Source organism: Rhodoflexus caldus (genome assembly GCF_021206925.1).
GTDB classification, from domain to species: domain Bacteria; phylum Bacteroidota; class Bacteroidia; order Cytophagales; family Thermoflexibacteraceae; genus Rhodoflexus; species Rhodoflexus caldus.
Map to the genome: position 1 here is coordinate 25,547 of NZ_JAJPRF010000014.1, position 24,642 is coordinate 50,188.

Below are 24,642 nucleotides of genomic sequence, written 5' to 3' on the forward strand. Positions count from 1 at the left end.
CTAACTTAATAGATGGAGGTTTCTTATGCAAGTATTTTTTGATAAATCTACTTGTTTTAAAACCTTCTCATTATCATATTTTTTACAAATATGAATTAATCGTTTTTTTTATTGTGAAAAATCAAGTTTTTTACTGTATAAATAAATACCCTGCGGTTCTGCAATTTTAATGACAGTACATACCGCTCAATCTTCGTAATAGCCGTATCCTTTTGCTTTGTTTTTCACATCATTGAAAACAAATGTGAGTTTATCCACCTGACCATCGGCATACATTTGATTGATGGATTTAATTTTCTCAGCCGGGGTGTATTTGCATCTGACAACGTAGAGGTTGGCATCTGAATACCGGACTAAGTTTATCGGGTCGCTTACCAGCCCTATAGGCGGCGTATCTATGACTATATAATCGTAGCGTTTTTTCAACTCGTTGATAAGCGTTTCCACTTGCTTGCTCATCAGCAACTCCGACGGATTGGGCGGCACAGGCCCCGCAGGAATAATATCAAGTATTTGTACCACCGAAGGCACTATGATTTTATCCAAATCTGTCAGTTGGCTCAGATAGGTGCTTAGACCCTGTCCGGCATCAATTTCACCGGCCACCAAATCCATACTCAGTTTGGGCTTGCGCATATCGGCGATGATATAAACCACCTTTTTGCCGGAGAGTGCCAGCACCAACGAAATATTGACCGAACAAAACGATTTACCTTCTCCGGCAATGGAAGAAGTTACCATAATCACCTTCGAGCCTTCTTGCTCGTTGCCTAAAATAAAGTTCAGATTGGAACGCAGGGCACGAAATGACTCTGCCAGTGCCGACTTGGGTCTATCTAAAATAATGGTGGATTTGCCTTCTTTATTTTTGATATGCGCCACCGACCCCAGCAACGGTATGCTGCTGATTCTTGCCAATTCATCGGTGTTTTCTATGGTTCCTCTGAACAACTCAAAAAGGAATATCAAACCAATCGGCAGCATCAGACCGCCCAAGAGGCCTAAGGCATAGTTGCGCACTTTTGACGGGCCTACTTGCCTTTCCAAAGAGGCTGATTCTACTATGCGGCTGTCCACCGTAGCTGCGGCACGCATCAAATCTGCTTCGAGGCGTTTTTGCAGCAGCATCACATATACATTTTCGTTGACGGTGTACAACCTGTTGATACCTGTAAACTCTCGCTCGCGCTCGGGAAGCACGCCGGAGCTTGCCTCAGCAGCTTTAATTTGGGCTTCTATATTTTTCAGGGCGAGTGCGTTGGTTGCGCGTGCGCTCACAACGGCTTCCTGCAAACTCTTCTTAACGTTGGCAATTCTCGTATTCAACTCATTGAGAATCGGGTTGCGCTCTTTCCCGTTGCGGAAATAGGTGTTTTTTTCCAATTGCAACTGAATCAACTCCGTAATTAGTGGCGACAGTACTTTGTCGTCCACATCGGCAGCGGTAGGTGCAAGTATCTTGTCATACTCTTCCGACTCTTGCATGTACTTTTCAATGTAGTCTATGTAATTGCCTGTCAGGAGGATTTTTGTTTTTTCTCTTTCCAACTCTGAAACTTTATCGAAAAAAGAAGTGGTGCTCATATAGCCGCTCGCCAGCTTATTGCCGCGCTTGAAGCGTTCCAGCCTGTCTTCCACTTTCAGCAACGACTGCGTAATCTGCCCGAGTTGGGCATCAATAAATTCGATGGTTTTAAGTGCAGACTGGTTTTTCCTTTCTATTTTTTCGGCAATGTATTCTTCCATAAGCAAGTCCAGAAAATCCATGTCGCGGTTAGGATGAGTTGAGTTAATACTCATCTTGATGACATAGGAATTTTTGGGCTCAGGGATGTTGAGGTTGTTTGCATACGAATTAACCAACGATTTGATGCTGTGCAAGCGAAACAGGTACAGTTGTGATAAATCGTTTTCGACTGCGGATTGTTGAGCGCTGATTTTCCGTGAGATAACACAACTGCACTCGTCAGATAATTTGACAGTATCGCCCCAAGTATGTACAGTTGATTGACCAATGGTCTTTTCATCCGTACCAACTTGAAAACCTTGATTTTTGAACGTCAGGTAATAGAGTGCGGAAGGAACGGTTTGGCACAAGGAAACATCCACGACAAATGGCGAGTCCTTATAGATTTCCTCGTTTCGAACGCTTCCTTTGACGTAGTAGCTTACCCTGAACTCGGGGCGTTGTAAAATTTTTTCCAACAACGGCTTGGAGCGAATAACCGCTATTTCGTCGGAAATATTTCTGTTTTGGCTGGAAAACAAGGAAGTAACATCCTTTTCGTCTCTCTCCTGAAGAATTTCTGTAATAACCCCTTCCTTTTCGCCTTTGGCAATAATGGAAGACGACACTAAATAGGTCGGGGTTGTGTATAGATTAATCGTCCATGCGCAGGCAATACCTATAACAGCGCATATAAGTATAACCCACTTATTTGCCCATAGCTTGCCAAGAACTTTTTTAAAGTCCACACTTTCAGCGTCCGGAATGGTAAAGTCTGTTTGCAGCTTGTTCATAACTCGCTCATCTAACGGATTGGACGTAAAATGCCTATCAAATTAGTGATGACAAACAGTGAGTTCACTGCCAACAGATACAGGGTAGCATCTTGGCTGGCAACTGAACGGCTTTTGAGTTTGCCGATAGGCTGCACGTAGATAATGTCGCCGGGCTCCAAGAAGAAATAAGGAGAGCTCAGCAATTTGTCGTTTGTCAGGTCTAAATAGATACTCTGCGCTTTGCCGTTAGACTGGCGAATGAGGCGTACTTTTTCTCGGTTGGCAATGTCGGAAAGCTCGCCGGCAAGAGCAATGGCCTCATAAATGGTTATCTGGTCTTTTTCTACCTGTTTTGTGCCCGGTTGCTGCACTTCACCCAAGAGGGTAACGGTAAAACCAAGCGACCGAACCTGTACATACACATCGTCAAATACTTCGTTGATGCGTTGTTGAATCCGTATGGAGGCCTCTTCGTTTGTAAGCCCTGCCACATGAACAGCGCCTATGTTGGAGAAGGCCACAGTGCCGGTATCGCTTACAACGTACTTGTCGGACGGCGGTAAAAATTTATCCGTACTAAACTTAGATGATACGTATGTAATAATTTGGATGTTAAGCACATCTTTTGGGCGAATCTTATACGTGTAGGAAGGAATCGTAAAAGTTTCGGGATTTTGCGTGGCAGGCACATTACCTTGCTTGTTTTGCAGATAGATGAGCTTTTTGGGGTTGATACATCCCGTAAATGCAAGGATGAGCAATACGCAACAATAAACAACCCCCTTCATTGGAGTGTGTGTCATAGGTGTCATCTTGATACTTTGTTTGTGTAGTTTCTCTATAATAAAATAGCAATTTATCGCTATTTATTACATGGTTCTTCAAATATAATATTGAGTATTACAAAATAGCAAAGAACATTGAAAAAATTATTTTAAAACGCAGGAAATAATAAAAAAAACCATTTCCTCGCGGAAATGGCCATGTAATAATTCAGAAAAAAAAATCCTTTTTTAAGGCTATTTACCCACTTTTATATCCATCTCTGTTTATTGCACATCGGGAACAACCTCGGCATCATCCAGAATGTAGATGAGGTAATCTACGTCGGTGCCGTTCAGGCGAAGTTTGCCTTTAAAACTTACGGTTTTACGGTTGATGCGCATGGGCGTTTTCATGTACACTTCCATTACCGACTCGGGGCCTCCTGCACCGCCGCAAAAAAAGCAGCTTTCATAGGGGTAGCGCGAAAGCACCAAGCACTCGTTGCCAACATCTACGGGCAATAAAAACCCTTTGATAATCACTTCTTTGCCTTCTAAGGCCTGTACGGCATCATCGAACAAAGGGTAATTGAATTTTTGGTTGTACTTCTTGTTGAACCGCTGCTCCCACTTAATTTTTGCCAGTGTTTCCCATGTCAATTTAACGGGTTGCTGCGATTTTGATGCGGCTGCCTGTGGGGTTTGTGCCTCTGTTACAGAGGCCAAACAGGTCAAAATGGCAGCGATTACCAATTGCTTCAACGGTTTCATCATGTGTTTATGTAATTTTTTTGAATATCTTGTTTTGTTACTCTCCTTTTGCCAGCACTGCCGAAATATCGGTTCTGTAAGCGCCTATGGCAGGTATAAGGGCTGTAAGCGCACCAATGAGTAAGGCTCCGCCCAAAATCAGCCACTCTTCGGTCAGGAAAAGCAGCCCGGTAAACTCTGCTTGCTCGGCTTCTTCGCCCAAATAGCCGATGCTTTCTGCCATTGCATGTCCTAAAACAATGCCAAACAGGCTGCCTGCCAAGGCTATCAGTAAGCCCTCGGTCATCACCAAAGTAAAAAGTTTGGTTGGCGAAGCACCCAAGGAGCGTATAACGGCAAGGTCGTAGCGGCGTTCTTTCAAGGCATTATATAAGGCTATGAAAATGCTTAACCCTGCAACTATAATGATTAAATAAGAAAAACCTTGTACGACACTCACGCCGACTCCCAAAATGCGAAACAATCGGGCAACTTCCACAGCAGGTGAGGCGGCCTGCAAGCGGCTTTGCGCATTGATGTAGCGGGGCAACTGGATGGCAGCCATCGGGTTGCGGTATTGAATGAGCATGGCAGTCAGCTCGCGTCCCTCTTTGCCGGGGGGCAGCCCGTTGAGTGTGTCCGGTCGGTCGGTAACTACCGGCATGTGGGCTGTACTGTCTTCGCTGCTGTGGTCTTCGTGTACCATCCAAACGCTGCCGATGGTTGTCAGCACGAGGTTGTCCATTACCGTACCGGAAGGTTTCATGATACCCGTAACAACATACTGATGTCCGGCATGTTCATCGCCTACACCTTCGCCCATGCCATGCGCGCCCGCAAAACGGTCTCCTATTTTCAAACCGCTTTCCTGCGCCACTTTACTGCCAATGGTTGCCTCCATATCATTTTTCCACCAGCGCCCTTGGGCAATTTCGGCTTTGTAGTGTTCGGGGTAGCGCATATCCGTTCCCACAATGCGAAAGCCCTTGTAGCTGTCGCCCAAAGCCATAGGGATGCTGTGCTTAACCATCGGGTGGCGAACCAGCGCGCGGGCATCTTCCAACCCGATGTTGCCCGTCGGATAGTCAATGTGGAAAACGGCAGACAAAATCAGTTGCATGGGGCTGCCCTTAGAACCTACCACAAGGTCAATTCCTTTGGCATTTTTAACCAATTTGTCTTCCAACTGATGGCTTGCCAGCAATAAAAAGACAATTACGGCAATACCCAAGGCCAAAATGAGCGTATTGAGCACATTGCTCAGCGGGCGGGCTTTGATATATTGAAAACTGATAAAAAGTAAGTTCATAACAAGGACTATAAACGGTGATGTTGCGGAATGAGGTCTTTCAGTCTCCCGTCGTGTGTGGCAATTACGAGCGTGGCATTGTATTGGGCAGCCTGCGAAAGCAACAGGTTGGCCACGGCACGGCAGTTGTCGTCGTCCAAACTGGCGGTCGGCTCATCGGCCAAAATCACCTTTGGCTGATTCAGCATAGCACGTGCAATAGCGGCTCGCTGTTGTTCTCCTTGGCTCATCTGATGCGGGAATGCATGCGCGCGATGGCTTAAATTTAACTCTGCCAGTACTCCGGCTATGCGTTTGTTGTCGGTAGGCAAACCGGCAAAGTATTGTGCAGCAGCCAGATTTTGCGTAACGGTCAGCGAAGGCAACAGGTGCGGTTGCTGAAAAATCAGCCCGATGTGCTGCCCCCTAAACCGGTCGGCCTCCGATTGGGGCAGTTGAGAAAGGTTTACATTGGCAATGACGATGCTACCCGCAGAAGCTCGGCGCAAGCCGGCAAGCAGGTGTATCAGTGTTGTTTTGCCGCTGCCCGACCCGCCTATAAGCAGGCTTACCTCACCCTGCGCCAGTTGCCAAGGCGCAAAACGGAGTTTTTTTCCTTCGGAAAATGTAACGGACAACTCTGTGATATCAATCATGTGCTTAAAATGCCTTACAGGCAAAATTCTGTGTTTATTGCCACAATCCCTCGCCGGAAGGTGTTGCAGGGCTATTGTTTGACATTTTTTAAGCCTTTTTAAAAAAACACCAACCGACTGCATATTCCCGAAAGAGTATAGTTTAACTTATTTTTTTCAACCAAAACAAATTTTTTTAATGGCTTTTTACGAAAAAAGGATAAAAATCATCCTATTAATTACATTCATTTTCAAAGTATTTATTGTATTTATCCAATAAAAAAGCCTAAAATAGCGAAAAAATGTATAATTTTTACCAAAAACATTACGTAAACAAATTATTGTAATAATTTGATATTAAAAGTTCTTTTTGGTTACTTTGGGACATCACTAAACTTATTAAGATATTCACTATGGACACTTCTACTGAACATAACTGGGGCAGAATAGTTTCCATGAATTCGATTTTTTCAACTACCCCTGCCGATATCTACAAACTTTCCATTCCTAATCTGTTATATGTTGGCGAAAATGCCATTCATATTTGTACAAAGATGGTGCAGGCGGGGTATGCAGGGCTTACGTTCGAGTATTGGATGCGTGCGGTCGAGTGGCTGATGCATCGGCTGGAAAGCGGGCAGTTTTTGCCTGATGCCATTATCTGCGACCAAACCATGAGTGTAGATGAGATTAAGGCTTTTCAGGAGCATCTGCGCAAAGCAGAAAAATTGCGTGAAATCCCTTTTATCTTACTATCAGATAAGTTAGACAATCAGGCACGCCAAAAAGCTATTATAGTAGATGCCGATGATGTTTACGACCTAAATCTTGACCCGCAAAAGTTGGATTTGAGGATTCGTTTCCTTAAAAAGTTTAAGTCTATCCAAGCTAAATCGGATATTATGGAGGAAGAGCCTGCCGAAGAAAACCCTTTGTTGAAAGACCGATTCAAATACTTTTTGAAACGCAGTTTTGACATTGTGGCGGCAAGCATGGCGCTTTTGCTGTTGTCGCCTTTTTTAGCCGTTATTGCAGCTATTATTAAGTTGCAAGAACCCGGCGCACCGATATTTTACGTTTCCAAACGCGTGGGAACGGGCTATAAAGTGTTTGATTTTTACAAATTCCGAACCATGCGCGTGGGTGCAGACCAAGAGTTGGAAAAACTCAGCACCCTGAACCAGTACGATACCGACAATTCGGGCAAAAAAGCCAAATTCGTTAAAATCAAAAATGACCCGCGCGTTACGCGATTCGGGCAATGGCTGCGCAACACCAGTTTGGATGAGTTGCCGCAACTTTGGAATATTCTCAAAGGCGATATGTCTATTGTAGGCAACCGCCCGCTGCCGCTCTACGAAGCCAAAACCCTCACACAAGACCGCTGGGCAATGCGCTTTCATGCGCCTGCCGGGCTGACCGGCCTTTGGCAAGTAAGCAAACGCGGCAAAAGCGACATGTCCGTAGAAGAACGCATCAGCCTCGATATCCGCTATGCAACCGACAACTCTTTTATGGAAGACATGAAGCTGATTTTGCGTACGCTGCCTGCTTTGCGGCAAAAAGAAGACGTATAACAAACTTCAAGGATGTATGGAAACGAACCCTCTGGTATCCATCATTGCCATTAACTACAACCAAACCGAAATGACGCTGGACTTTCTGCGTTCGTTGTCGCATTTGAGCTATCCGAACTACGAAGTCATTATTGTAGATAATGCATCGCAGGAAGACCCCACAAGCACCATTCGGGTGCATTTTCCCGAGGTACGGGTTATTCGCGCGGCAGAAAATCTGGGCTTTGCCGGCGGGCATAACTTAGGCATGAAAGCAGCACGCGGCGATTTCTTCTTCAATGTTAATAACGATACGGAGATTAAACCCGAAAATGCGGATTTGATAGAGCAACTATTGGCACCCTTTGCAGAAGACGCAAAAACAGGTGCCGTTTCGCCCAAAATTCGCTATTTCTTTCATCCGAATATTATACAATATGCCGGCTACGGGGCTATTCACCCGCTGACGGGCAGAGGATTTGCTATTGGCGACGGCGAAGAGGACAAGGGGCAATACGACAACCCCTCTACCACTCGGTTCATGCACGGGGCAGCCATGATGCTCAGCCGCAAGGTTGTTGAAAAAGTAGGAATGATGTATGAACCGTTTTTTCTGTATTATGAAGAAATGGATTGGAGTGCGCGTATTCTGAAATCCGGCTATCGGATTTACTATCGGCCTCAAACCGTTATCTACCACAAAGCCTCCATGAGTACGGGCAAAAACAGTCCGTTGAAAACCTTTTACCTGACGCGCAACCGCCTGCTGTATATGCAGCGCAACACAGGGAAATGGGCTTTTGCCGTTTTTATGCTGTATTTCATTTGTGCAACTATACCCGTAACGGTTGTGCGCTACCTGCTGCAACGGCAATCGGAGCATTTACAGGCCTTTTTCAGCGCCATTCGCGATTATGGCATGCAAAACATCATACCCCGAAAAACCATTACGACAAACTTACAGCCTGCTATTCACTAAACTCATAACACTATGCAAACTTCTGCGCTTACATCCGCTACCATTGCTCCGCTTACTCACAAAAAAACCGTAAGGGTACTCCACGCCATCCGTCAGGGCAGCATCGGCGGCGGCGAAAGCCATATCATAGACTTGGTAACTCATCTGAATAAATCTGATTATGAGTCGGTTATTCTTGCCTTTTCGCCGGGTGCAATGGTGGACAGGCTGCGGAAAATGGGCTACAAAGTCTATGTGATTGAAAGTACAAACGCTTTTGATTTGTCCACAGGCAGACAGGTGCGCAACCTGCTCAAATCCCAACAGATTGATTTGGTACATGTTCACGGTACGCGGGCGTTCAGCAATCTGCTGCTGCCTGCACGGCAGTTGGGCATACCTTTGGTCTATACCGTTCACGGCTGGTCGTTTCACTCTGACCAATCATTCCCCGTTTATCATGCACGGCGAATGGCCGAAGTGTTTTTCTGCAAAGCTGCACAGCAAGTAATTACTGTTTCGGCAGCCAATCACCTGACAGGGCAACAACTTTCAACCGATTTTCACTCGGTTACTATTCCCAACGGTGTTGATACAGAACGATTCAACCTCAACAACATAAAAGTTGATTTGCGCCCTTCACTTGGCATTCCGGCAGATGCTTTTGTCATCGGGTTTGTGGCACGACTGACCAAACAAAAACAGCCGCTGCTGATGTTACATGCTTTTGAAAAGGCCGTACAAAAAAGCGGCGGCATGGAAAGCAAACTGCATCTGCTCATGGTAGGCGACGGCGAACTGCGCCCCGATGTTGAAAATGTCATCAACCATTCGGAATTGCTGCAAAAAAAGGTCTGCCTGCAAGGTTTCCGCACCGACGTACCCGAGCTGCTGGCTGCCTGCAATGCCTACTGCCTGCCTTCGCTTTGGGAAGGGCTGCCCATTGCACTGCTGGAAGCGATGGCTATGCAACTGCCTTGTGTGGCTACTGCCGTAGACGGCACTTGCAACGTGCTGCAAAATGAACAAAACGGGCTGCTGATAGCACCCGAATCGGTAGATGCACTTGCCAATGCGCTGCTGTATCTGCTGCACGATGACGCAATGTGCCGAAAATTGGGCAAAGAAGCGCGCCGAACCGTAGAAAAGCGATTCAGTGCGCAGGCAATGGCAGACCGCACGGCAGCCGTTTATGAAGAAGTGCTCGCCATGCGTGAGTGATACTTGCTCATAAAAAAATCGGTTTATACAAAAGCGCAAGTAGTTTGCAAAAAACACTTTGTGTAAATTATTGAAAAACACGTATTTAACTTAAATCTGACAGGTTTTAGAGGCCTGTCAGGTTTGTGCATACCTTCCGTTTGCTGCGGGAAAACTTCGGTAAACAGGGCTTTATTTGTTACTTGCCATTGTCCACAAACCACGACCTATGGTTATTACTGTTTTCAACGTCTTGCTTGTCGTCATTGGGGCATGGGTAGCTTTCAACGCTGCTTATTTGCTGATTTTTGCGCTGGCCGGCAGGCTGATTCGCCGCAAGTCCGTGCCTGAAACCTGTGTGCGGCAAAGAAAAATTGCAGTGCTGATTCCTGCCTACAGGGAAGACGGCATTATTGTACAAACCGCACAAAAAGCCCTGCAACAGGACTACCCCGCCGATAAATACGATGTGGTCATCATTGCCGATTCGTTGCAGACCGATACGCTGAAACGCTTACACCAATTGCCCGTGCGCGTGGAAGAAGTTTCTTTTCCTGTCAGCACAAAAGCCCGCGCCATTCAGGCAACCTTGCGCAGACTGCCCGACACATACGATATCGCTTTCATATTAGATGCGGACAATGTGATGGAAAACCACTGCCTCCGAAGGGTCAATGATTGTTTTCAGGCAGGTTTCAGGGCCGTTCAATGCCGCCGCGTGGCGAAAAATCTTAATACAGCCACTGCTTGGTTAGATGCGGCAAGCGAAGAAATCAACAACTGCATTTACAGGGAAGGACATCGCTCGCTGGGGCTTTCCTCGGCACTCATCGGCTCGGGCATGGGCTTTGACTATGCGTGGTTTAAACAATTATTCCTCACAACCGACATTGCCGAAAGCGTAGGCGAAGACCGTGAAATAGCCTTTGCTTTGCTACAAGACCAAATGAAAACAGAGTTTTTGGGCGATGTGCGGGTATATGACGAAAAAGTACAGAATCGGCAGGTGCTGCAAAAACAACGCACTCGCTGGCTGCACGCCTATTTCCACTATTTCGGCAAACACTTTTTCAAAGGTTTGCGCCACCCGATTGGCAATATAGACTACTTCAATATCAGTTTGCAGTATTTAGTGCTGCCGCGCAGCCTTTTTGTAATGCTTTTTGTAAAAGGATTATTGCTTACTTTGATTGGCCAATGGATGGCTTTATCGCCAATGCTCGGCGTTTCTTTTTACGCGATTGCCGCAATAAGCTATGCGGCGGCACAAATTATTGCCTTGCCTGCTTATTTTTACAACAAGGAATTTGCAAGTGCTGTTATGACGCTGCCGGGCGTAGTGTTGCGCATGTTGTTGGCAACCGTTCCCGCCTTCAAAAAACAGCAACAGTTTATCCATACGCCTAAAAATTATCAGGCTTGATGAATTTTTTACGCTGCCGCATGAAATGGCTGATGCAACTACTCATCGGTGTTGTGCTGTTTGCAGGCTATCACCTGAGCTTTCCGGCCAATCGCTCGGAAAGTGATGACGGCTACATGTATGCCCGCATTGTGGCGCAGGAAAGCCCGATAACTACCGAACTGTACGACCTGAAATTTGTACTGTTCCTTTCTTCGGCGCACGGCATATTTTCGCTTGTCAGGCAGATAGCCCCGACAACGGATGCTTACTTGCTCATGTGCCGCATCAGTGCGGTTTGTGCCGTGCTGACGCTGCTCATTTTTTATCGGCTGCTGCATCGGCAAGGCGGCATGAACCGACCGACCGCATTGTTAGGCACAGGGCTGCTTGCTGTTTCTTACCACTTCTGGCGCTATGCAGTGGAAGCCGAAGTATATCTGCCTGCCATTTTAGCGGTTACTGCGCTGTTCTATCTGGCCATGCGCTCGGTAAACCAAGGTCTTTCGCTGCCTGTAGCCGCTCTTATGGCGCTGCTCGCGGGAGTTGCCGTACTTATCTACAAACCTAACATGATTCCCGTCGGGTTTCTGTTATTGCTGCTATTTACGCGCAAGGAAAATCGCCTGCTTACCGTCGGCACGGGTGCGCTGGCAGCGCTGATAGTTGTTGCGGGCTACTATCAGGTGTATCAACTGAACAACGAAGAGCAAAAAAATTTTCTGCAATACCTACTCACCGCTACGCACTCTCCGCATCGCGCGGCTTGGAGCGCGGTTAAAATTGCCGCCGTGATGGGTAGTTTGTTGCTTGCCCCTAATTTTATGTACGGATTTCCTGCCGTTCAGCGATTTTTACAAGCATCGTTTCAAGGGCAATATTTGCAGGATGAAATTTTTGCGGCCTCGCAGTTTCCCGCGACAATTAATGCTGCTTTGATTACGCTGGCAGGCTGCACAGTAATTTTCATTGTCTTATTGGCACGCAGCATCGGCAGGCAAACGCTCCGCGATTTCATCCAAACACCTAACCTGATTGTCATCGGCTGGCTGCTGACCTATACGGCATTACTCATTGTACAGTTAGATTCCTTCTCGCCCGAGCCGTTTGTTCCGCTGCTGTTGCCCATTGCCTATCTGGTAAGCGTCTTTATTTTTAAACCGCTGGCCACACAACCTTTGCTTCCTGCCGCATTTGTGGCAACCGTTTTTTTCCACAACCTCTTGGGCGGATTCGGCATGATATATTCACCCGATACCGAATGGCTGCATTGCCAACAGAAATGGCTGATGCAAAACGCCCGAAAAGGAGATGTGATTGTGGTACACGGTGCTATTGTTACGCAAAAAAAACTTGCCTATTACACACCCGCCAAGGTGCTGGCTTCATCTGTTTTTTATGAATCGCCCTATGCCGTTACCGATACGGTCAGAAGCGACGGGCGGATTTTCCTGCTGACGGACGCAAGCAACCTCAACCGCAAAGGATATCAGCCGACAGGCAACTGCAAGGGATATTTGTATGAAGTTCGCCGTTAGCACGCGCCGTTAAGCAAGTGAGCAATTTACTGCGTTCTTTTCTTTCGATTATTAAACTGCCGGCAGGGACTTTGTCCGCTGACAGAGTCCCTGCCGGCGGCTGAAAGCCCGGTCAGCGGATTTAGATAAACGGGTTTTAAACTGCTCAGTTACTTAGCAAACATTACTTCTTCACCAACTTCCTGACGATTACGCCTTCCGATGTTTCTATCTGCAACAGGTAAACACCCGAAACCTGTGCTTCCAGATTCAACTGCGCGCCGAACAGCAAGTCATTGGCCGTGAGCGAATGAGCGGCAATGAGCCTGCCCTGCAAATCGGTGATGCGCAAGGTATGCGCTGCGTTGCTTTGTCGCAACATCGTCACAGGGAACTTCACCTGAAAGACACCGCCTGCCGAAGGGTTTGGATATATGCGCAACTCGTGTGCCCATACAGGCTCGGTAGGCAGCGCAGTTACATTAAACCCTTCCGGCTCCGAAAATGCCGTACAACCGTTGCGGTCGGTGATGCGCACCCGATAAAAACCCGATTCGGAAGGTTCAAACTGTGCGCGGTTGGCATCGGCTACCTGCACGTTGTCTTTAAACCACTGGTAACTTATCACTTCGCCCGATGTTTCGGCTGTCATACGCCCGTTTTCGGTGCGGATGCGCACCACAGGAGCAGGATTGCGGCGAATGGTGATACTTTCCGACAAAACGGTGCATCCGCCTTCGGTCAGCATACGCACGGCATAAGTGCCCGGCTCACGTGCCGTGAAATTGAGGCTCGCAGCTCCGCCGATTCCCTGCCCGTCTTTCAACCAAAGCAACTCAACTACGTTCTGATTGCGGGCGGCGCTCAACTGCACAAAAATCGCTTCGCCTTCACAGAAGTTCAGCCCTCCCGAAACCGTCAGGCGTGTATTGATGCCTGTTACACTGCTGCCGCAACTCAGGCGCACATCGTATTCCGCGCTGAGCAGCGTCAGTGCAGGTGCTTCGGGGTTCGTAACTTCTACGGTGTAAATACCGCTTTGAGCAGCCGTTGCGCTGTTGATAGGCAGCGCGGGATTGTCGGTAGCAACCACCTGCACGCCATTGCGCAACCAACGGTAGCGGTTTTGTTCGCCTCCCGTGCGGATTTCCAGCAAAAAGCTGCTGCCCTGCTCGGCGTTGATAATTTGCGGCGTGCCGATTCGCGCTTGCGGTGCATAGATGAAGTCTATCGGACGGAACAATGGCATCAGCGGCAGTAAATCAGCAAAATCCAGTTTGTTGGAGTACGCATACAGTTTTTGCAAGCGGCGGAGCGCATCCAAGGGCGGCAAATCGCTGATTTCGTTGTTGTGGAAAAGGAATACTTCCAGCGCGGTCAGGCGACTGATGCTTGCAGGCAGTGCAGTCAGCAGGTTAAACGAAACGTCTAAATAGCGGAGCTGCTGCAAAGGTGCAAATATATCGGGCAGGTGCACCAATTGATTATTGCGCACAATCAGCGTGCGAAGTTTTTGCAGAGAAGTCAATTCAAAGGGCAGAACAGCAAAGCGATTGTTGTTCAATAGGAAGGCTTCCATATTTGCCAATGCGCCAATTTGCCCGCTTAATCGGTCAAATCGGTTTTCGGATAAAATAAGCGTTACCAACTTTCGCAGGCGGCTGATGCCATCGGGAACTTCTCCCGAAAAATCGTTGCGGCTCAGGTCTAAGTATTCCAGTTCTTCCAGATTCAGCACCCAGCCGGGGAACAACCCCGACAGGCGGTTGCCAGACAAGTTCAGGTATCGCAACTTGCCAAAAGCCACAATGTTGGCTTCAAAAACGGCTGCCAAATCGCCGGAGAGGTTATTGCCGCTCAGGTCTATGCCAACCACTTCGCCGTTTTCTACCTTTATGCCGCGCCACGTACCGGGCGGGTCGTTAAAATTCCATTTTTCGTGCCAATCTTCGCCGCCTGTGGCATTGTAGAGCCTGCGCAATCGCTCAATATCCATCGGGTTATTTACCTGCGCACTGTTAATGGTTTGTGTACCGCCCGCGGGCAGTGGATTCACACCTATTTTGGCAAGTTCATTGTTCGCCAACGTTACTTGCGTCTGAGCAACTGTTCCTATCCTAATAGTGCGACCTGCCTGTGCCTGCACGGCAATATCTGCCGTGAGGATGAGAAACAGATTGGTGCTGCGTTGCAAATTCAGGTTTAAGTTGCCGAATGTAAGCGTACTACCTGCTCCTGCGGACGGCACGACGGCCAATTCCCTGTCCTGAGGGTCATAGGAGGCATTGGACGATAACCACAAGCGGAAACCGTTGGGTTTCAGGTCTTGCGCCGTAAATGTCCCTTCGGTGCGCAATTGCAGGCCTTGCAAAACCTGCGCCTGTCCGCGGGCAAACAGGCTGATTACGTACAACGGATGCTTATCCGTATTCGGGTCAATATTGCCCGCATCTACTCCTGCAAAACCAATATTCAGCCCTGCATGAACTTCAAATGCCCTGTTTTCGGAAACCAATTCGGGAGCAGGGACAACGTCGGTGCTGTTGGCCACCGAAATTTGTGCCGTCCCAATGTTGGCTGTCAATTCGGGGGGAATGATTGCCTGCAACTGCCTGCTATTGACAAAAGTTGTGGCTAACCGTATGCCGCCATTCCAGCGAACAACAGCCCCGGGCAGGAAATCATCGCCAAATAAGGTGAGCACGGTCGCTGCCCCTTCGGCAATGGTAAAGGTAGGGGAAATATTTTGCAGTATCGGCGTAAAAGGCAGTGTTCTGCCTACGCCCGTCAGTGCCTGAGCGGTATAATTGGCTGTATTGCCTCTGCCGTTAAAGGCATATACATCTACGGCGTATGGCGTGTCGGCTTCCAGTTGTGCTGCCGAAAACTGCCGCGTATCGTCAATGCCTATGATGCGCACACCGTTGATAATTTCACCCACGTTGTACGATTTACTGTCTTCGGGCACAAAAGGCGGCGTATCGGACAAACGGATGGTGATGAGGTAATTTTCAGGCGCAGGCAGCGACTCGGTAAATTCACCACCCAAACCCGATTTGGTACGGCGGGTAAACCGTAAATCAACAGGCGTAGCGGCGGGTTCGGTTGCCAGAGTGGCCGCTGCTCCGCTCAAAGGGTCGGTGGTGCGGTAAAGCCGTCTTGTACCGTTGCCGTTGTAGGCATACACATCAAAAACATATTCGGTGGCAGGTTGTAAACCGTTGGCAACAAAGCTCAAATTATTGCCCTGTGCCACCACCCAATGGTTGGGAGCCAAGGTTGCACCTACGGCATAGTTGGTGCCGTCTTGTGGCAATATGCGCGTGCTTCCCTGCGGTCTTCTAATGACTAAATAGCCTGCCGCACCACCAAAGGAAGGCGTAAATGCACCTTCAATTTTGCGGTCGGTAATGCCTGAAAAAACAAGTGCCGTTGGTGAGGCATCGGGCGTTTTTACCTGTGTTTGAAAACGTGCCAAAAGCGATGGCGTTATCAGGTAGTTGGTGGCTATTCCCGTACCGTTCAGGGCATACACCGAAACCACGTATTCTGTATCGGGCAGCAGGTTGTTAATGAAAAAGGTATTGAGATTGCCCCGATAAACCACCCGCACATTAGGTGCAATAAAGCTGCCCACAGCATAAGCCACCCCATCCTGTGGCGGTGCTTCGGACGTGCCAAGCGGACGGATGGTTGCCAGATACCCGCTGCAACCACAACCGGTAGTAAGGATAACATTACCTGTGGCACTTGTGGCCGTAATATTGGTAATGGTCAGTGGGGCGGGCTGCGCCAAAGGGTCGGGTGTAGGCGGCAAAGTTTGTACACTACCCGATAGAACAGCACTTATCAGATAGTTTCGCGTAAGCGGGCTGCCATTGTAGGCATACACATCATACGTATAATCGGTTAGTGGTATAAGTGCATAGATATCGTTAAATGACAAACTAACTCCGGAAGCAACCACCATTTGTCCGGCATAAACAGTACCCGGCATGTAAGCCTGCCCGTCAATGGGAAACGTTTGCGGGTCGCCTGTCAGTCGGCGCAATACCAGATAGCCATCGGCAGGTGTAACAGGCGGGTCAAACAGACCTGTTACCTGTACGCCGCTCACGGGGGTAAGCGTCAGGTTCAGCGGCGGGTTGAGCGGCTCGGCTGCTAATGTGGAAAAGTTCGCGGGGTTGCCTGTATCGGGGTTGATATTGTAGGTAATATTGGGCAGATTTTCGTTGTACTCAAACACCTGAACGGTGTACTGCGCAGCAGGCAGCAGGCCTGTTACCGTTACGGGGCCTGCACCGCTGCCATTGAATACGACCTGATTGCCACTGCCGCCGTAAACGGTATTGGCCGTATAGGAAGTATTGTTGAGCGGCGGCGAAACAGGCGACGTATCATCTGTGATAATCACTAAGCGGTGCGTACCGTTGCCGTTTGCCCAGTTTAACTCTGCCGAAGTGGGCGTAATATTAGTTACCGTAACAGCTGTTGCCTGCACGGTTGGCGCCAGCCCTCCGATGGGTGTAACCAAAACAGGCACCCGCGAAGACTCACATGCCAAAACAGGGTCGTATGAGCTTACATAAAACGTAACAGGGACGATTACGGGCGGCGTAATGAACACCCCCGAGGTAGTAGCCAGAGGCGTACCGCCCGTTGGCACATCGTACCATCGGAAATTGCTGACTCCCGTAGCCGTAGCCGAAAGTTCTGCCGTGCCGCCTATTATGGGCACAAGGGTAACGGTTGCCGTTGGCACCGGCAGGCTGCAAACGGTTTGGATGCCCTGCGCGGGCAGCGAATCAATCCCGACAATAGAGGCCGCTCCATTAAATACAAAATTATTTTTCCGAATAATACCCGTCCGCACGGTTTCTCCGCTGTTGGCAAGCGGGGCTATGTCTGCCGTAACCCAGAAATAGCGCACATCGCCCGGGGCAATACTCACAGGCGAAAGTATCAGGAAGTTGATATCTTCGCCGCTGCCTGTGTTGGTCGGGAATGCCGCATTAACCAAGGTAGCGGTGCTGAAATTGTCGGCCGTATTTTGATAAAGTTCAAATTGACTGATGTCGGTATTGGTGTATGTTCCTCTGAACGGAATCAGTACTCCTGTAAAGTCAGGTAAATCAGCCGCACCCTGCGTAACGTTTTCCAAAGAAAACTGCGAGAGTATATGCCGCAGCGTGCCGGGCGATACTAATTGGTCGGGAATGTTGGTAAACGACAGCAGAAAAGCAGGCAGTTGCACAAAAGGCGATGTATTGTCCGCTATATCGGTGGCCGATACGACTAACCTATCGCCTCGGCTCACGCCCGGCAGCGATACCGACCAGTCGCCATCCAAATCGGTTAAAGTAGTGGCTATGATTTCCCTTGCCTGCCGCGGTGCAGTCGTAAAGGCACAAGTAAGGGAATTATCGCGGTAAACGGTAATGGTATCAAAAGGCACGGAACGACCCCGTAATTCCATGAAAGGATTAATCAGGTTAGGGGTAAATGAGGTAACAGTAGGAGGCGACTTGTCATTATTGCCGCCCGCAACTAACTCCGCCGCCGCCAATTCGTTACAGAAAATGCGGTTATTGCGGAAATTATTGCCCGTTCCGCCCGATACTCTCACCCCTACCTGTGCACCGCCAATCAGGTTGGGCATTCCCAACTCGGCACCGCCAATAACATTATCGTTGCCACTGATGCTGATGCCCGCACTCATCGAAGGAATAGCGTCTATATCAATGCCATTGGGTTTTACGGCTATAAAGTTGCCTTGCACCGTATTATTTGAACCTTGCAGTGTAATGGAACCGCCAAGGAGGTTGCGCTCGGCTATATTTCGTCCGCCAATTGTATTGTTATTGCCCACTACGTTTATTTTGCTGACAGAAGGAGTAGCTACAAGGTCGGCATCAGGCTCTCTGCCGATATAATTGCCTTTAACAGACACATTGGAAACACCCGCACTGATGGTAATTTCACCGAATACCCCTCCTGCAATTGCCACTCCCGACAAGTGCGAATAGCTTGCACTGCTTGTAAAAGGCGTTGTTTGCGTATCAAACTGTATAGCCCCCTGAATTTCTATCCGAATATCGGCAGGGGTTGAAAGGCTTACGGCAGGTGCAGCCCCGGGCTGTGTATAGCCGTTAATCACCACGCGGTCGCTAAAACTAAAAGAGCCGATGATAGTATGCGGCCCTGCCCCCGGAATGTTAAAATAAATAGCATTCACCCCGGGCAAAGCATTGGCTTCCTCCGCAGCTGCCCGCAGCGAGCAGTTGCCCGTTCCGTCATCGCAAATGCCATCGCCCGGGTTGCTGTCGGGCGTATTGGCCGTCGTATTCACCACAAAAATACCTGATGAAAGTATTTGTGGCGATGAAAACGGCGAAGTATTACCCGCAGCATCGGTGGCCGTTGCCGTGTAACGGTGGCCGGGGACGGGCGCAAAAGGAATTGACCACGTGCCGCCGCTGACAATGGTTTCGCCAATCAGCAGCCTGCCTTCGGCTGTGTTGGGTGAAGGTAGGCCGTTATTGGTGAAAATCTGTATTCGGTCGCCGTCGGTGCCTGTGCCGCTAAGTGTAAGGTCAGCAGCGGCAATGGCATTAATTGCGGGAGCAGCTTTGTCATTGTTCGCACCTACGTCTAACACAATGCCATCGCCCGTGTTGTTGTAGATGCGGTTGTGCAAAATGCGGTTGTTGGTGTTTGCACCAAGGCTGCCGATAACAACCCCCGCGCCGTTGTGGGCAATAATATTTCCTTGCCATGCATCGTTGCCGCCTATCTGATTGGAAGTGCTGTTGTCATCTATCAATACGGCAGTGCCTGAGTTGCCCAACGGGGCAATGCGATTGGCTGCCACACCAATGGCATTGCCCCAAACGTAGATGCCTGTGGCATCAGCCCCCAAATTAATCGCTGTGCCGCTGATGCCACTGATGAGGTTGCCTGTTTCGGTATTGTTTGAGCGTCCGATAAATTGGTCGGCCGCATTGGCAACCGAAATGCCAAGCGAAGTGGCAACTGCTGCATTTCCTGCCGCATTCGTACCGATGTAGTTGCCTATTACTTTGTTGTTTGTGCCTGCGCCTTCAATTAAAACACCTGTTTCCAAACCGGCTATTACGTTGCGGCGGGACTCTATTCCATTGCCGATAAAGTTACCAAAAGATAAACTCCCTCTGATGGCTACTCCTGTGCCAAAGTTGTTGTAACTGTTGGCGCCCGTTGCATCCAAGCCAATGTAATTGCCAACAATGCGGTTATCGTAAGCATCGTTTATCAGCACGCCCGTGCCGAATTCCTGTACTTCAATCACGTTCATGCCGGCAGGTGTACCGTCGCCGATAATGGTACTGTTTACAAATGTGCCTATGAAAATTCCGCCATCGTTGGCATTAGGCAAAAATGAGTTATCAGGCCTGATACCGATGAAGCAGCCCGTTACTTTGCAATCGGATACATCCAAACCACCGATGTTAATGGCAGCGCCGCTTTGGTTGGTAATGGAAAGCCCACGGACTTCTATGCGCGCTGCCGCAAGCCTCAACCCGTTAGATGTGGCAGCTCCTACACGGTTGATTTCTATTTGGATAACGGCATTATTGGGTAACCCAATGGCATTGCTGTTGGGAACAGCACCGGGTTGCGAATAGCCGTCTATGAGCACCTGTTCGTTAATATCGGGCAAATCGTCGGTGAGGAAGATGGTATGAGGCCCTGCCCCGGGTATATTGAAACGAATCAGGTCAAAGCCTGCGGAGGCATTGGCTTCTTCAATGGCTGCCCGCAATGTGCAGTTGCCCGTGCCGTCGTCGCAAATGCCGTCGCCCGGGTTGGCATCGGGCGTGTCGGCGGTGCTGTTTACCACCAGCTCTTCCGTTTTGAAAATGGCATATTTGCGAGGCGTTTCGCTGATGGTCATATTGCTTGCTTCCATAAAAAAATCTAACCCGCCAAAAACAGCAGAGGGATAGCGCTGCCATACGCCGTCAAATACATACAAGCGTTGGAAAGCAGGATTGCCGACATTCAAAGCCGAGGGGTAAATCATGCTGAAAGTACCTACGGCAACAGTTCCCGCACCTGTGGGCGCTTGCATCTCAATTTCAAAGTTGGCATAATCGGAAGTTAATGCAGGCGGGAAAAAACCGATTGCGGCAGGCTCCATCACCCGAAAGTAGTAAATGCCCGCCGTGGCCATGTCGCCTACATTAACCGTAATCGGGGAACCCACAATTGTGGCCATCCTCAACTCTTTGGCAGGCTCTGCCGCATTGAAAAATACGCCCCAGCGACCCGAGCCGTTGGTTTGTACAACCCCTCCTTCGGGATATGCCACAATGCCGCCCGCTACAATCAGGTTGTTTGCACCCAACCGTATGCTGCCGCTGCTCAGGAACAGGGCGTTGGTTGTTATGTTTCCTGCCGGTAGTTTGACGCTGTTGCTGACTTCCAGCGTGCGATAAACCGAAAGTGCGGGAATGATTTGCGTAGAACTTCCCCCGAAATGAATCGTGCTGTTTTCTCCCAAGCCGGAAGTTGTTACCAGCAACTTAGCATCTGTAAGCCCCGCTACGGCACCGTCTAATCGGAGTTGGTGGTCTTCGCCCTGCATGTCGAGGATGCCGTCCGCATCTACCTGCATCAGCCCGCTAATCCGCAGACTCTGCGGAAAAATGGCGGAAAAACTCCATATGCCGACTTTTATAATGAGCGAAGAAAGTAAAGTCTGTTGAGGCGAACTGTACTTAACTTCGGCTGTGGGCGTGTTCTTTTCAATGAGAACGCCCACACTGCCCGATATGTTCTCTACCGTAAAATTAACATTGGCACCACCGATAAAAGCGATTTGCCCAATGCCCGATGAGGCAGTGATAACGGCAGTGCTTGCTACCTGTTGCAGGTTGTTAAGCACTTGCAGTTGGCTGTTTCCCCGCAAGTCCAACGTACCGTCCGATTGCACAAAATCGCCTTCTACTCTCAGCCGCCCCGGGTCGCTCCCCGATGACAACCGCAAAAAACCGCCTGCAATGTTTGCATCTCCCGTAACGGTCAATTGTCTTGGGGCAGTAGCAGCCAGATTTAGCGTACCGGTACCTGTGCTAACCATATCCAGCGATGTCAGCGTGAGGTTGCGGTCTATCAAAAAATCACTGCTTTGTCCGCTGCAATCCCACGTCAAATTACCAAAAACGGGGGCTCCCCAATGGTCAAATTCCGTGGCATCGCTGATGCCGCTAATCAATACGGTTGATAAAGGTTTATAAATAGCCGCTGGAATGCTGTCGCCATTGACATTGTGGATGTATGTTGAACCGTCGCGAAAGTCTATCAACCCTTGATTGCCCGCACGGAAGGCACTGAGCCTACCATATCCCGAGGCTGGCCCTGCCACATGTGTTGCCTCAATGCTGCCTTCAATCACAAAAATTGAAAAATTATTGGCAGGTCGCAAGCAAAATACGGCATTAGGGGCTGAACCGCCGTACAGTTGCAACGACTGCCCCGACGCATGAACGAAATTACTCAATACGTTCAAGAAAGTAGGTATGGTAAGCGATGTAGTAAAGGCCACTCTGTCCGATGAGCCGAAATTGACAATTTCCAATCCTCCGACTGAGGTATTGGTAACTGAAAAAACAACCGTAACGCTTCCCGTTTGCACCCCTGCCAGCGACGAAATATCGGAGCCGTCAAAAATAGCGCGGTCTATAATGCCGGGGACACCTGCGCCGCCTGCCCCGCCTAATGTAAGCGACCAGTTAGCCGTGCTGTTCCATACGCCACCGATTCCACCCACCCAGTAATAGTCTGCGGCCGAAGTCTGTATTGCCCAGAATAACAGTACGAATAAGCCTGCAAAACTTTTACGACACCATTTTTTAAAAAAGAAAACGTTTTGTAAATAATACGGCATTTTTTTATCGTTTAGTATTTTTAGCTTTAATTACCTGATTATCAGTTCTAATTTACGATAAATAACGGACGAAAAAATGCCCGAGTAAGTTTTTAAAAATTAATTCATCTTTTAAAAAAGGCTATTCGTAGCTTTCTTTTTATTTAGCTTTCTTTTCCTACTTTCTTAGAATTACTGCAAATTGCTCATTTTCAACAAATTACACCTTTAAAATGCTACAAATTTGTGTAGATTGCAAGTAAAAATGCTACAAATTTGTGCCTACTCTCCTGCTTGTCTGCTACTAATTTGTGTTGTTTCCCCGCTTAACCGCTACTAATTTGTGCATGTTGTTTTTTTAGAAGTTGTTGATATTTTAAACACCCCCTTTTGACTGCTACAAATACGTGCATCCCCCTTTTCCCCTACTGACTGCTACAAATTTGTGTATGTGTGCATGCTTAACTGCTACAAATTTGTGTGCTGCAACAAAGCCAACGGCAGGCGCTTATTTCCGCATCAAGTCGCGAGTTGCTGACTGCTACAAATTTGTGTACACCTGTTTTTAACTGCTACAAATTTGTGCGTGCGATGCTTTTTTGCCCTACCAACAGGCTCCCTTTGAATTGATAACTGCTACAAATTTGTGCAATGCTTTTTTTTACAATTTCTGCTACGTAAAATTTTGATTTGTAGCAGCTATCAGTTAAGTTAGAACGTGTTTTTGCATGATTGCAGCGTATTTACTGTACATATAGTGCTAATATGATTCACATGAAAGAAAAGAAAAAACATCCGATACACTATACCGTATTTCATCCAAACATACTGATAGGCGTTAATACCGAACTAAAACTGGCAGAACAACGGCTGTATATGGAAGTGTTAAATTTCAACCATTTGGCCGAGCCGGACAGGTTAGACTATGAAATACCCTACGAATTTATCACCCACAGCACCGACAAAAAGGTTATCCAGAAAAAGGCACATCAGGAGTTTACCCGCATTGCCGAAGTGCTGCAAAAACGTGTTTTTCGCTTGGATAAGGAGTTTATGCAAACGCATTTCAACGAAAAATATGCCGTTACTTTTAACCCCTTTCCGGTGATTAAATACAAGGAAAAGCACTTTCAAGTGCGCCTGAATGAGTATTTAAAGGCTATTTTGGTAAAATTGGAAACCGGATTTACCAAAGGCGATATTGAATTGCTTCGCACCTTCCGCAGCGAATACTCTTTTTTGATGTACTGGCTCATCCGCGAACAGCAGTGGAAACAGCGCGGCGGCATGTTGGAGTTTACGGTTGAGGGCTTGAAAAAAGCCTTAGGTTGCGAAGACCAATACGAAGGAAGATTCAATAATTTCAAGGCACGCGTATTGGACGTAGTCTATGAAGAATTTAAAGGGACTTGGGTAGAGTTTGAATACGAAATCGTGCGCGGCGGAAAAGGCGGCAAAGCCATTCAGGCCATCCGATTTCACTTTAAAAACGATGCACAGCAAGAACGCACGCTGGCCCCTGTTGCGCAATATGAGTGGGAAAACGAACTGTTGCGCTATGGCGTACAGGAACGCGATATATGGCGCATCCGCGACTGGGTAAACACTTCTGCACCTTTGAAAGACGATTACATCTGGGATTCGTTCTATGTGGAAACCTGTATTAAGATGGCGCAGGAGCACTACCGCAGCAAAAAACAGCAACAGAAAGCCAAACAAATACAAAACATGGCTAACTACATTTATGCTGCTTTGATTAATGGCTGGTGGTTGCCCGAAATAGAGTTTCGCCGCAGTGAATTGCAGAAAAAGTCTTTGGCGATGCTGGTGCAGTCGGGTGCTAAAAGAAACCCTGCACCCGTAACGGCCGAGGCAGCGGAAAATGCCGCTGTGTCTGCTTTGACCAAAGCAACGGCCTATGCGGTGGAGCGGCAGGCCGAAATTCCATTTGCTGCTGCCAAGCCCAAGTTTACCATGCCTTATGCCGATTTTCAGGCAACCTATCGTGCGTATTGCGAAGCCACCGGCGAAACTGTCGGGGAGGCTGAGTTTGCCACACGCCTTGGCTATGTCATCGCCGGCGATGTGGTGGAAAAACGGTAGTCTTCCCCCTTTGATTTTTATGTGTTCAAGGAGCTATCCGCAAGCAAGGGTAGCTCCTTT

General features: G+C 48.3%; 12 protein-coding genes. 6 read left to right on the forward strand and 6 right to left on the reverse strand.

Annotated elements, in window-relative coordinates:
* Window positions 1–186: 186 nt before the first annotated feature.
* The 5 genes from NDK19_RS13525 to NDK19_RS13545 form a co-directional block, all read right to left on the reverse strand.
* The gene (locus NDK19_RS13525) at window positions 187–2,520 is read right to left on the reverse strand and encodes a GumC family protein (protein ID WP_250632432.1); all 2,334 of its coding nucleotides are present in this window, start codon (window positions 2,518–2,520) and stop codon (window positions 187–189) included.
* An 11-nt stretch (window positions 2,521–2,531) separates the two neighbouring features.
* Window positions 2,532–3,314, reverse strand: a complete 783-nt coding sequence (locus NDK19_RS13530; RefSeq protein WP_250632433.1) for a polysaccharide biosynthesis/export family protein — start codon at window positions 3,312–3,314, stop codon at window positions 2,532–2,534.
* A 237-nt stretch (window positions 3,315–3,551) separates the two neighbouring features.
* Window positions 3,552–4,040, reverse strand: a complete 489-nt coding sequence (locus NDK19_RS13535; protein WP_250632434.1) for a DUF3299 domain-containing protein — start codon at window positions 4,038–4,040, stop codon at window positions 3,552–3,554.
* A gap of 34 nt (window positions 4,041–4,074) precedes the next feature.
* Complete coding sequence (locus tag NDK19_RS13540) at window positions 4,075–5,325, reverse strand: ABC transporter permease (protein ID WP_250632435.1); 1,251 nt, start codon at window positions 5,323–5,325, stop codon at window positions 4,075–4,077.
* Between the two features lie 8 nt (window positions 5,326–5,333).
* A complete protein-coding gene (locus tag NDK19_RS13545) occupies window positions 5,334–5,960 on the reverse strand; it encodes an ABC transporter ATP-binding protein (protein ID WP_250632436.1) in 627 nt (208 codons plus the stop codon).
* A gap of 434 nt (window positions 5,961–6,394) precedes the next feature.
* Here NDK19_RS13545 and NDK19_RS13550 point away from each other — a divergent pair, with 434 nt between their 5' ends.
* The 5 genes from NDK19_RS13550 to NDK19_RS13570 all read left to right on the forward strand — a co-directional run bounded on the left by NDK19_RS13550 (window position 6,395) and on the right by NDK19_RS13570 (window position 12,593).
* Window positions 6,395–7,516 (forward strand): sugar transferase, encoded by a 1,122-nt coding sequence (locus tag NDK19_RS13550; RefSeq protein ID WP_250632437.1) that lies wholly within the window; start codon window positions 6,395–6,397, stop codon window positions 7,514–7,516.
* A gap of 16 nt (window positions 7,517–7,532) precedes the next feature.
* Window positions 7,533–8,474 carry a glycosyltransferase family 2 protein gene (locus tag NDK19_RS13555; RefSeq protein WP_250632438.1) on the forward strand — a complete coding sequence of 314 codons (942 nt, stop codon included), beginning with the start codon at window positions 7,533–7,535 and terminating at the stop codon, window positions 8,472–8,474.
* Between the two features lie 12 nt (window positions 8,475–8,486).
* Complete coding sequence (locus NDK19_RS13560) at window positions 8,487–9,674, forward strand: glycosyltransferase family 4 protein (RefSeq protein ID WP_250632439.1); 1,188 nt, start codon at window positions 8,487–8,489, stop codon at window positions 9,672–9,674.
* Between the two features lie 208 nt (window positions 9,675–9,882).
* On the forward strand, window positions 9,883–11,076 hold the full coding sequence (locus tag NDK19_RS13565; protein WP_250632440.1) for a glycosyltransferase: 1,194 nt from the start codon (window positions 9,883–9,885) through the stop codon (window positions 11,074–11,076).
* Window positions 11,076–12,593, forward strand: coding sequence for a protein O-mannosyl-transferase family (locus NDK19_RS13570; RefSeq protein WP_250632441.1), 1,518 nt, complete (start codon window positions 11,076–11,078; stop codon window positions 12,591–12,593). Before NDK19_RS13565 ends, NDK19_RS13570 begins: the two co-directional genes overlap by 1 nt.
* 163 nt (window positions 12,594–12,756) lie before the next feature.
* Here NDK19_RS13570 and NDK19_RS13575 read toward each other — a convergent pair whose 3' ends face one another.
* Entirely contained in the window at window positions 12,757–22,500 is a 9,744-nt protein-coding gene (locus tag NDK19_RS13575) for a CSLREA domain-containing protein (RefSeq protein WP_250632442.1), read from the reverse strand.
* Between the two features lie 753 nt (window positions 22,501–23,253).
* Here NDK19_RS13575 and NDK19_RS13580 point away from each other — a divergent pair.
* Complete coding sequence (locus tag NDK19_RS13580) at window positions 23,254–24,582, forward strand: replication initiation protein (RefSeq protein WP_250632443.1); 1,329 nt, start codon at window positions 23,254–23,256, stop codon at window positions 24,580–24,582.
* The last annotated feature ends 60 nt before the right edge of the window (window positions 24,583–24,642 follow it).

Bases quoted from the DNA above. Each gene is read 5' to 3' on its own strand.
- NDK19_RS13540 (WP_250632435.1), bottom strand. From the start codon at position 5,325: ATGAACTTACTTTTTATCAGTTTTCAATATATCAAAGCCCGCCCGCTG.
- NDK19_RS13575 (WP_250632442.1), bottom strand. From the start codon at position 22,500: ATGCCGTATTATTTACAAAACGTTTTCTTTTTTAAAAAATGGTGTCGT.
- NDK19_RS13530 (WP_250632433.1), bottom strand. From the start codon at position 3,314: ATGACACCTATGACACACACTCCAATGAAGGGGGTTGTTTATTGTTGC.
- NDK19_RS13555 (WP_250632438.1), top strand. From the start codon at position 7,533: ATGGAAACGAACCCTCTGGTATCCATCATTGCCATTAACTACAACCAA.
- NDK19_RS13565 (WP_250632440.1), top strand. From the start codon at position 9,883: ATGGTTATTACTGTTTTCAACGTCTTGCTTGTCGTCATTGGGGCATGG.
- NDK19_RS13570 (WP_250632441.1), top strand. From the start codon at position 11,076: ATGAATTTTTTACGCTGCCGCATGAAATGGCTGATGCAACTACTCATC.
- NDK19_RS13550 (WP_250632437.1), top strand. From the start codon at position 6,395: ATGAATTCGATTTTTTCAACTACCCCTGCCGATATCTACAAACTTTCC.
- NDK19_RS13580 (WP_250632443.1), top strand. From the start codon at position 23,254: ATGAAAGAAAAGAAAAAACATCCGATACACTATACCGTATTTCATCCA.
- NDK19_RS13535 (WP_250632434.1), bottom strand. From the start codon at position 4,040: ATGATGAAACCGTTGAAGCAATTGGTAATCGCTGCCATTTTGACCTGT.
- NDK19_RS13560 (WP_250632439.1), top strand. From the start codon at position 8,487: ATGCAAACTTCTGCGCTTACATCCGCTACCATTGCTCCGCTTACTCAC.
- NDK19_RS13545 (WP_250632436.1), bottom strand. From the start codon at position 5,960: ATGATTGATATCACAGAGTTGTCCGTTACATTTTCCGAAGGAAAAAAA.
- NDK19_RS13525 (WP_250632432.1), bottom strand. From the start codon at position 2,520: ATGAACAAGCTGCAAACAGACTTTACCATTCCGGACGCTGAAAGTGTG.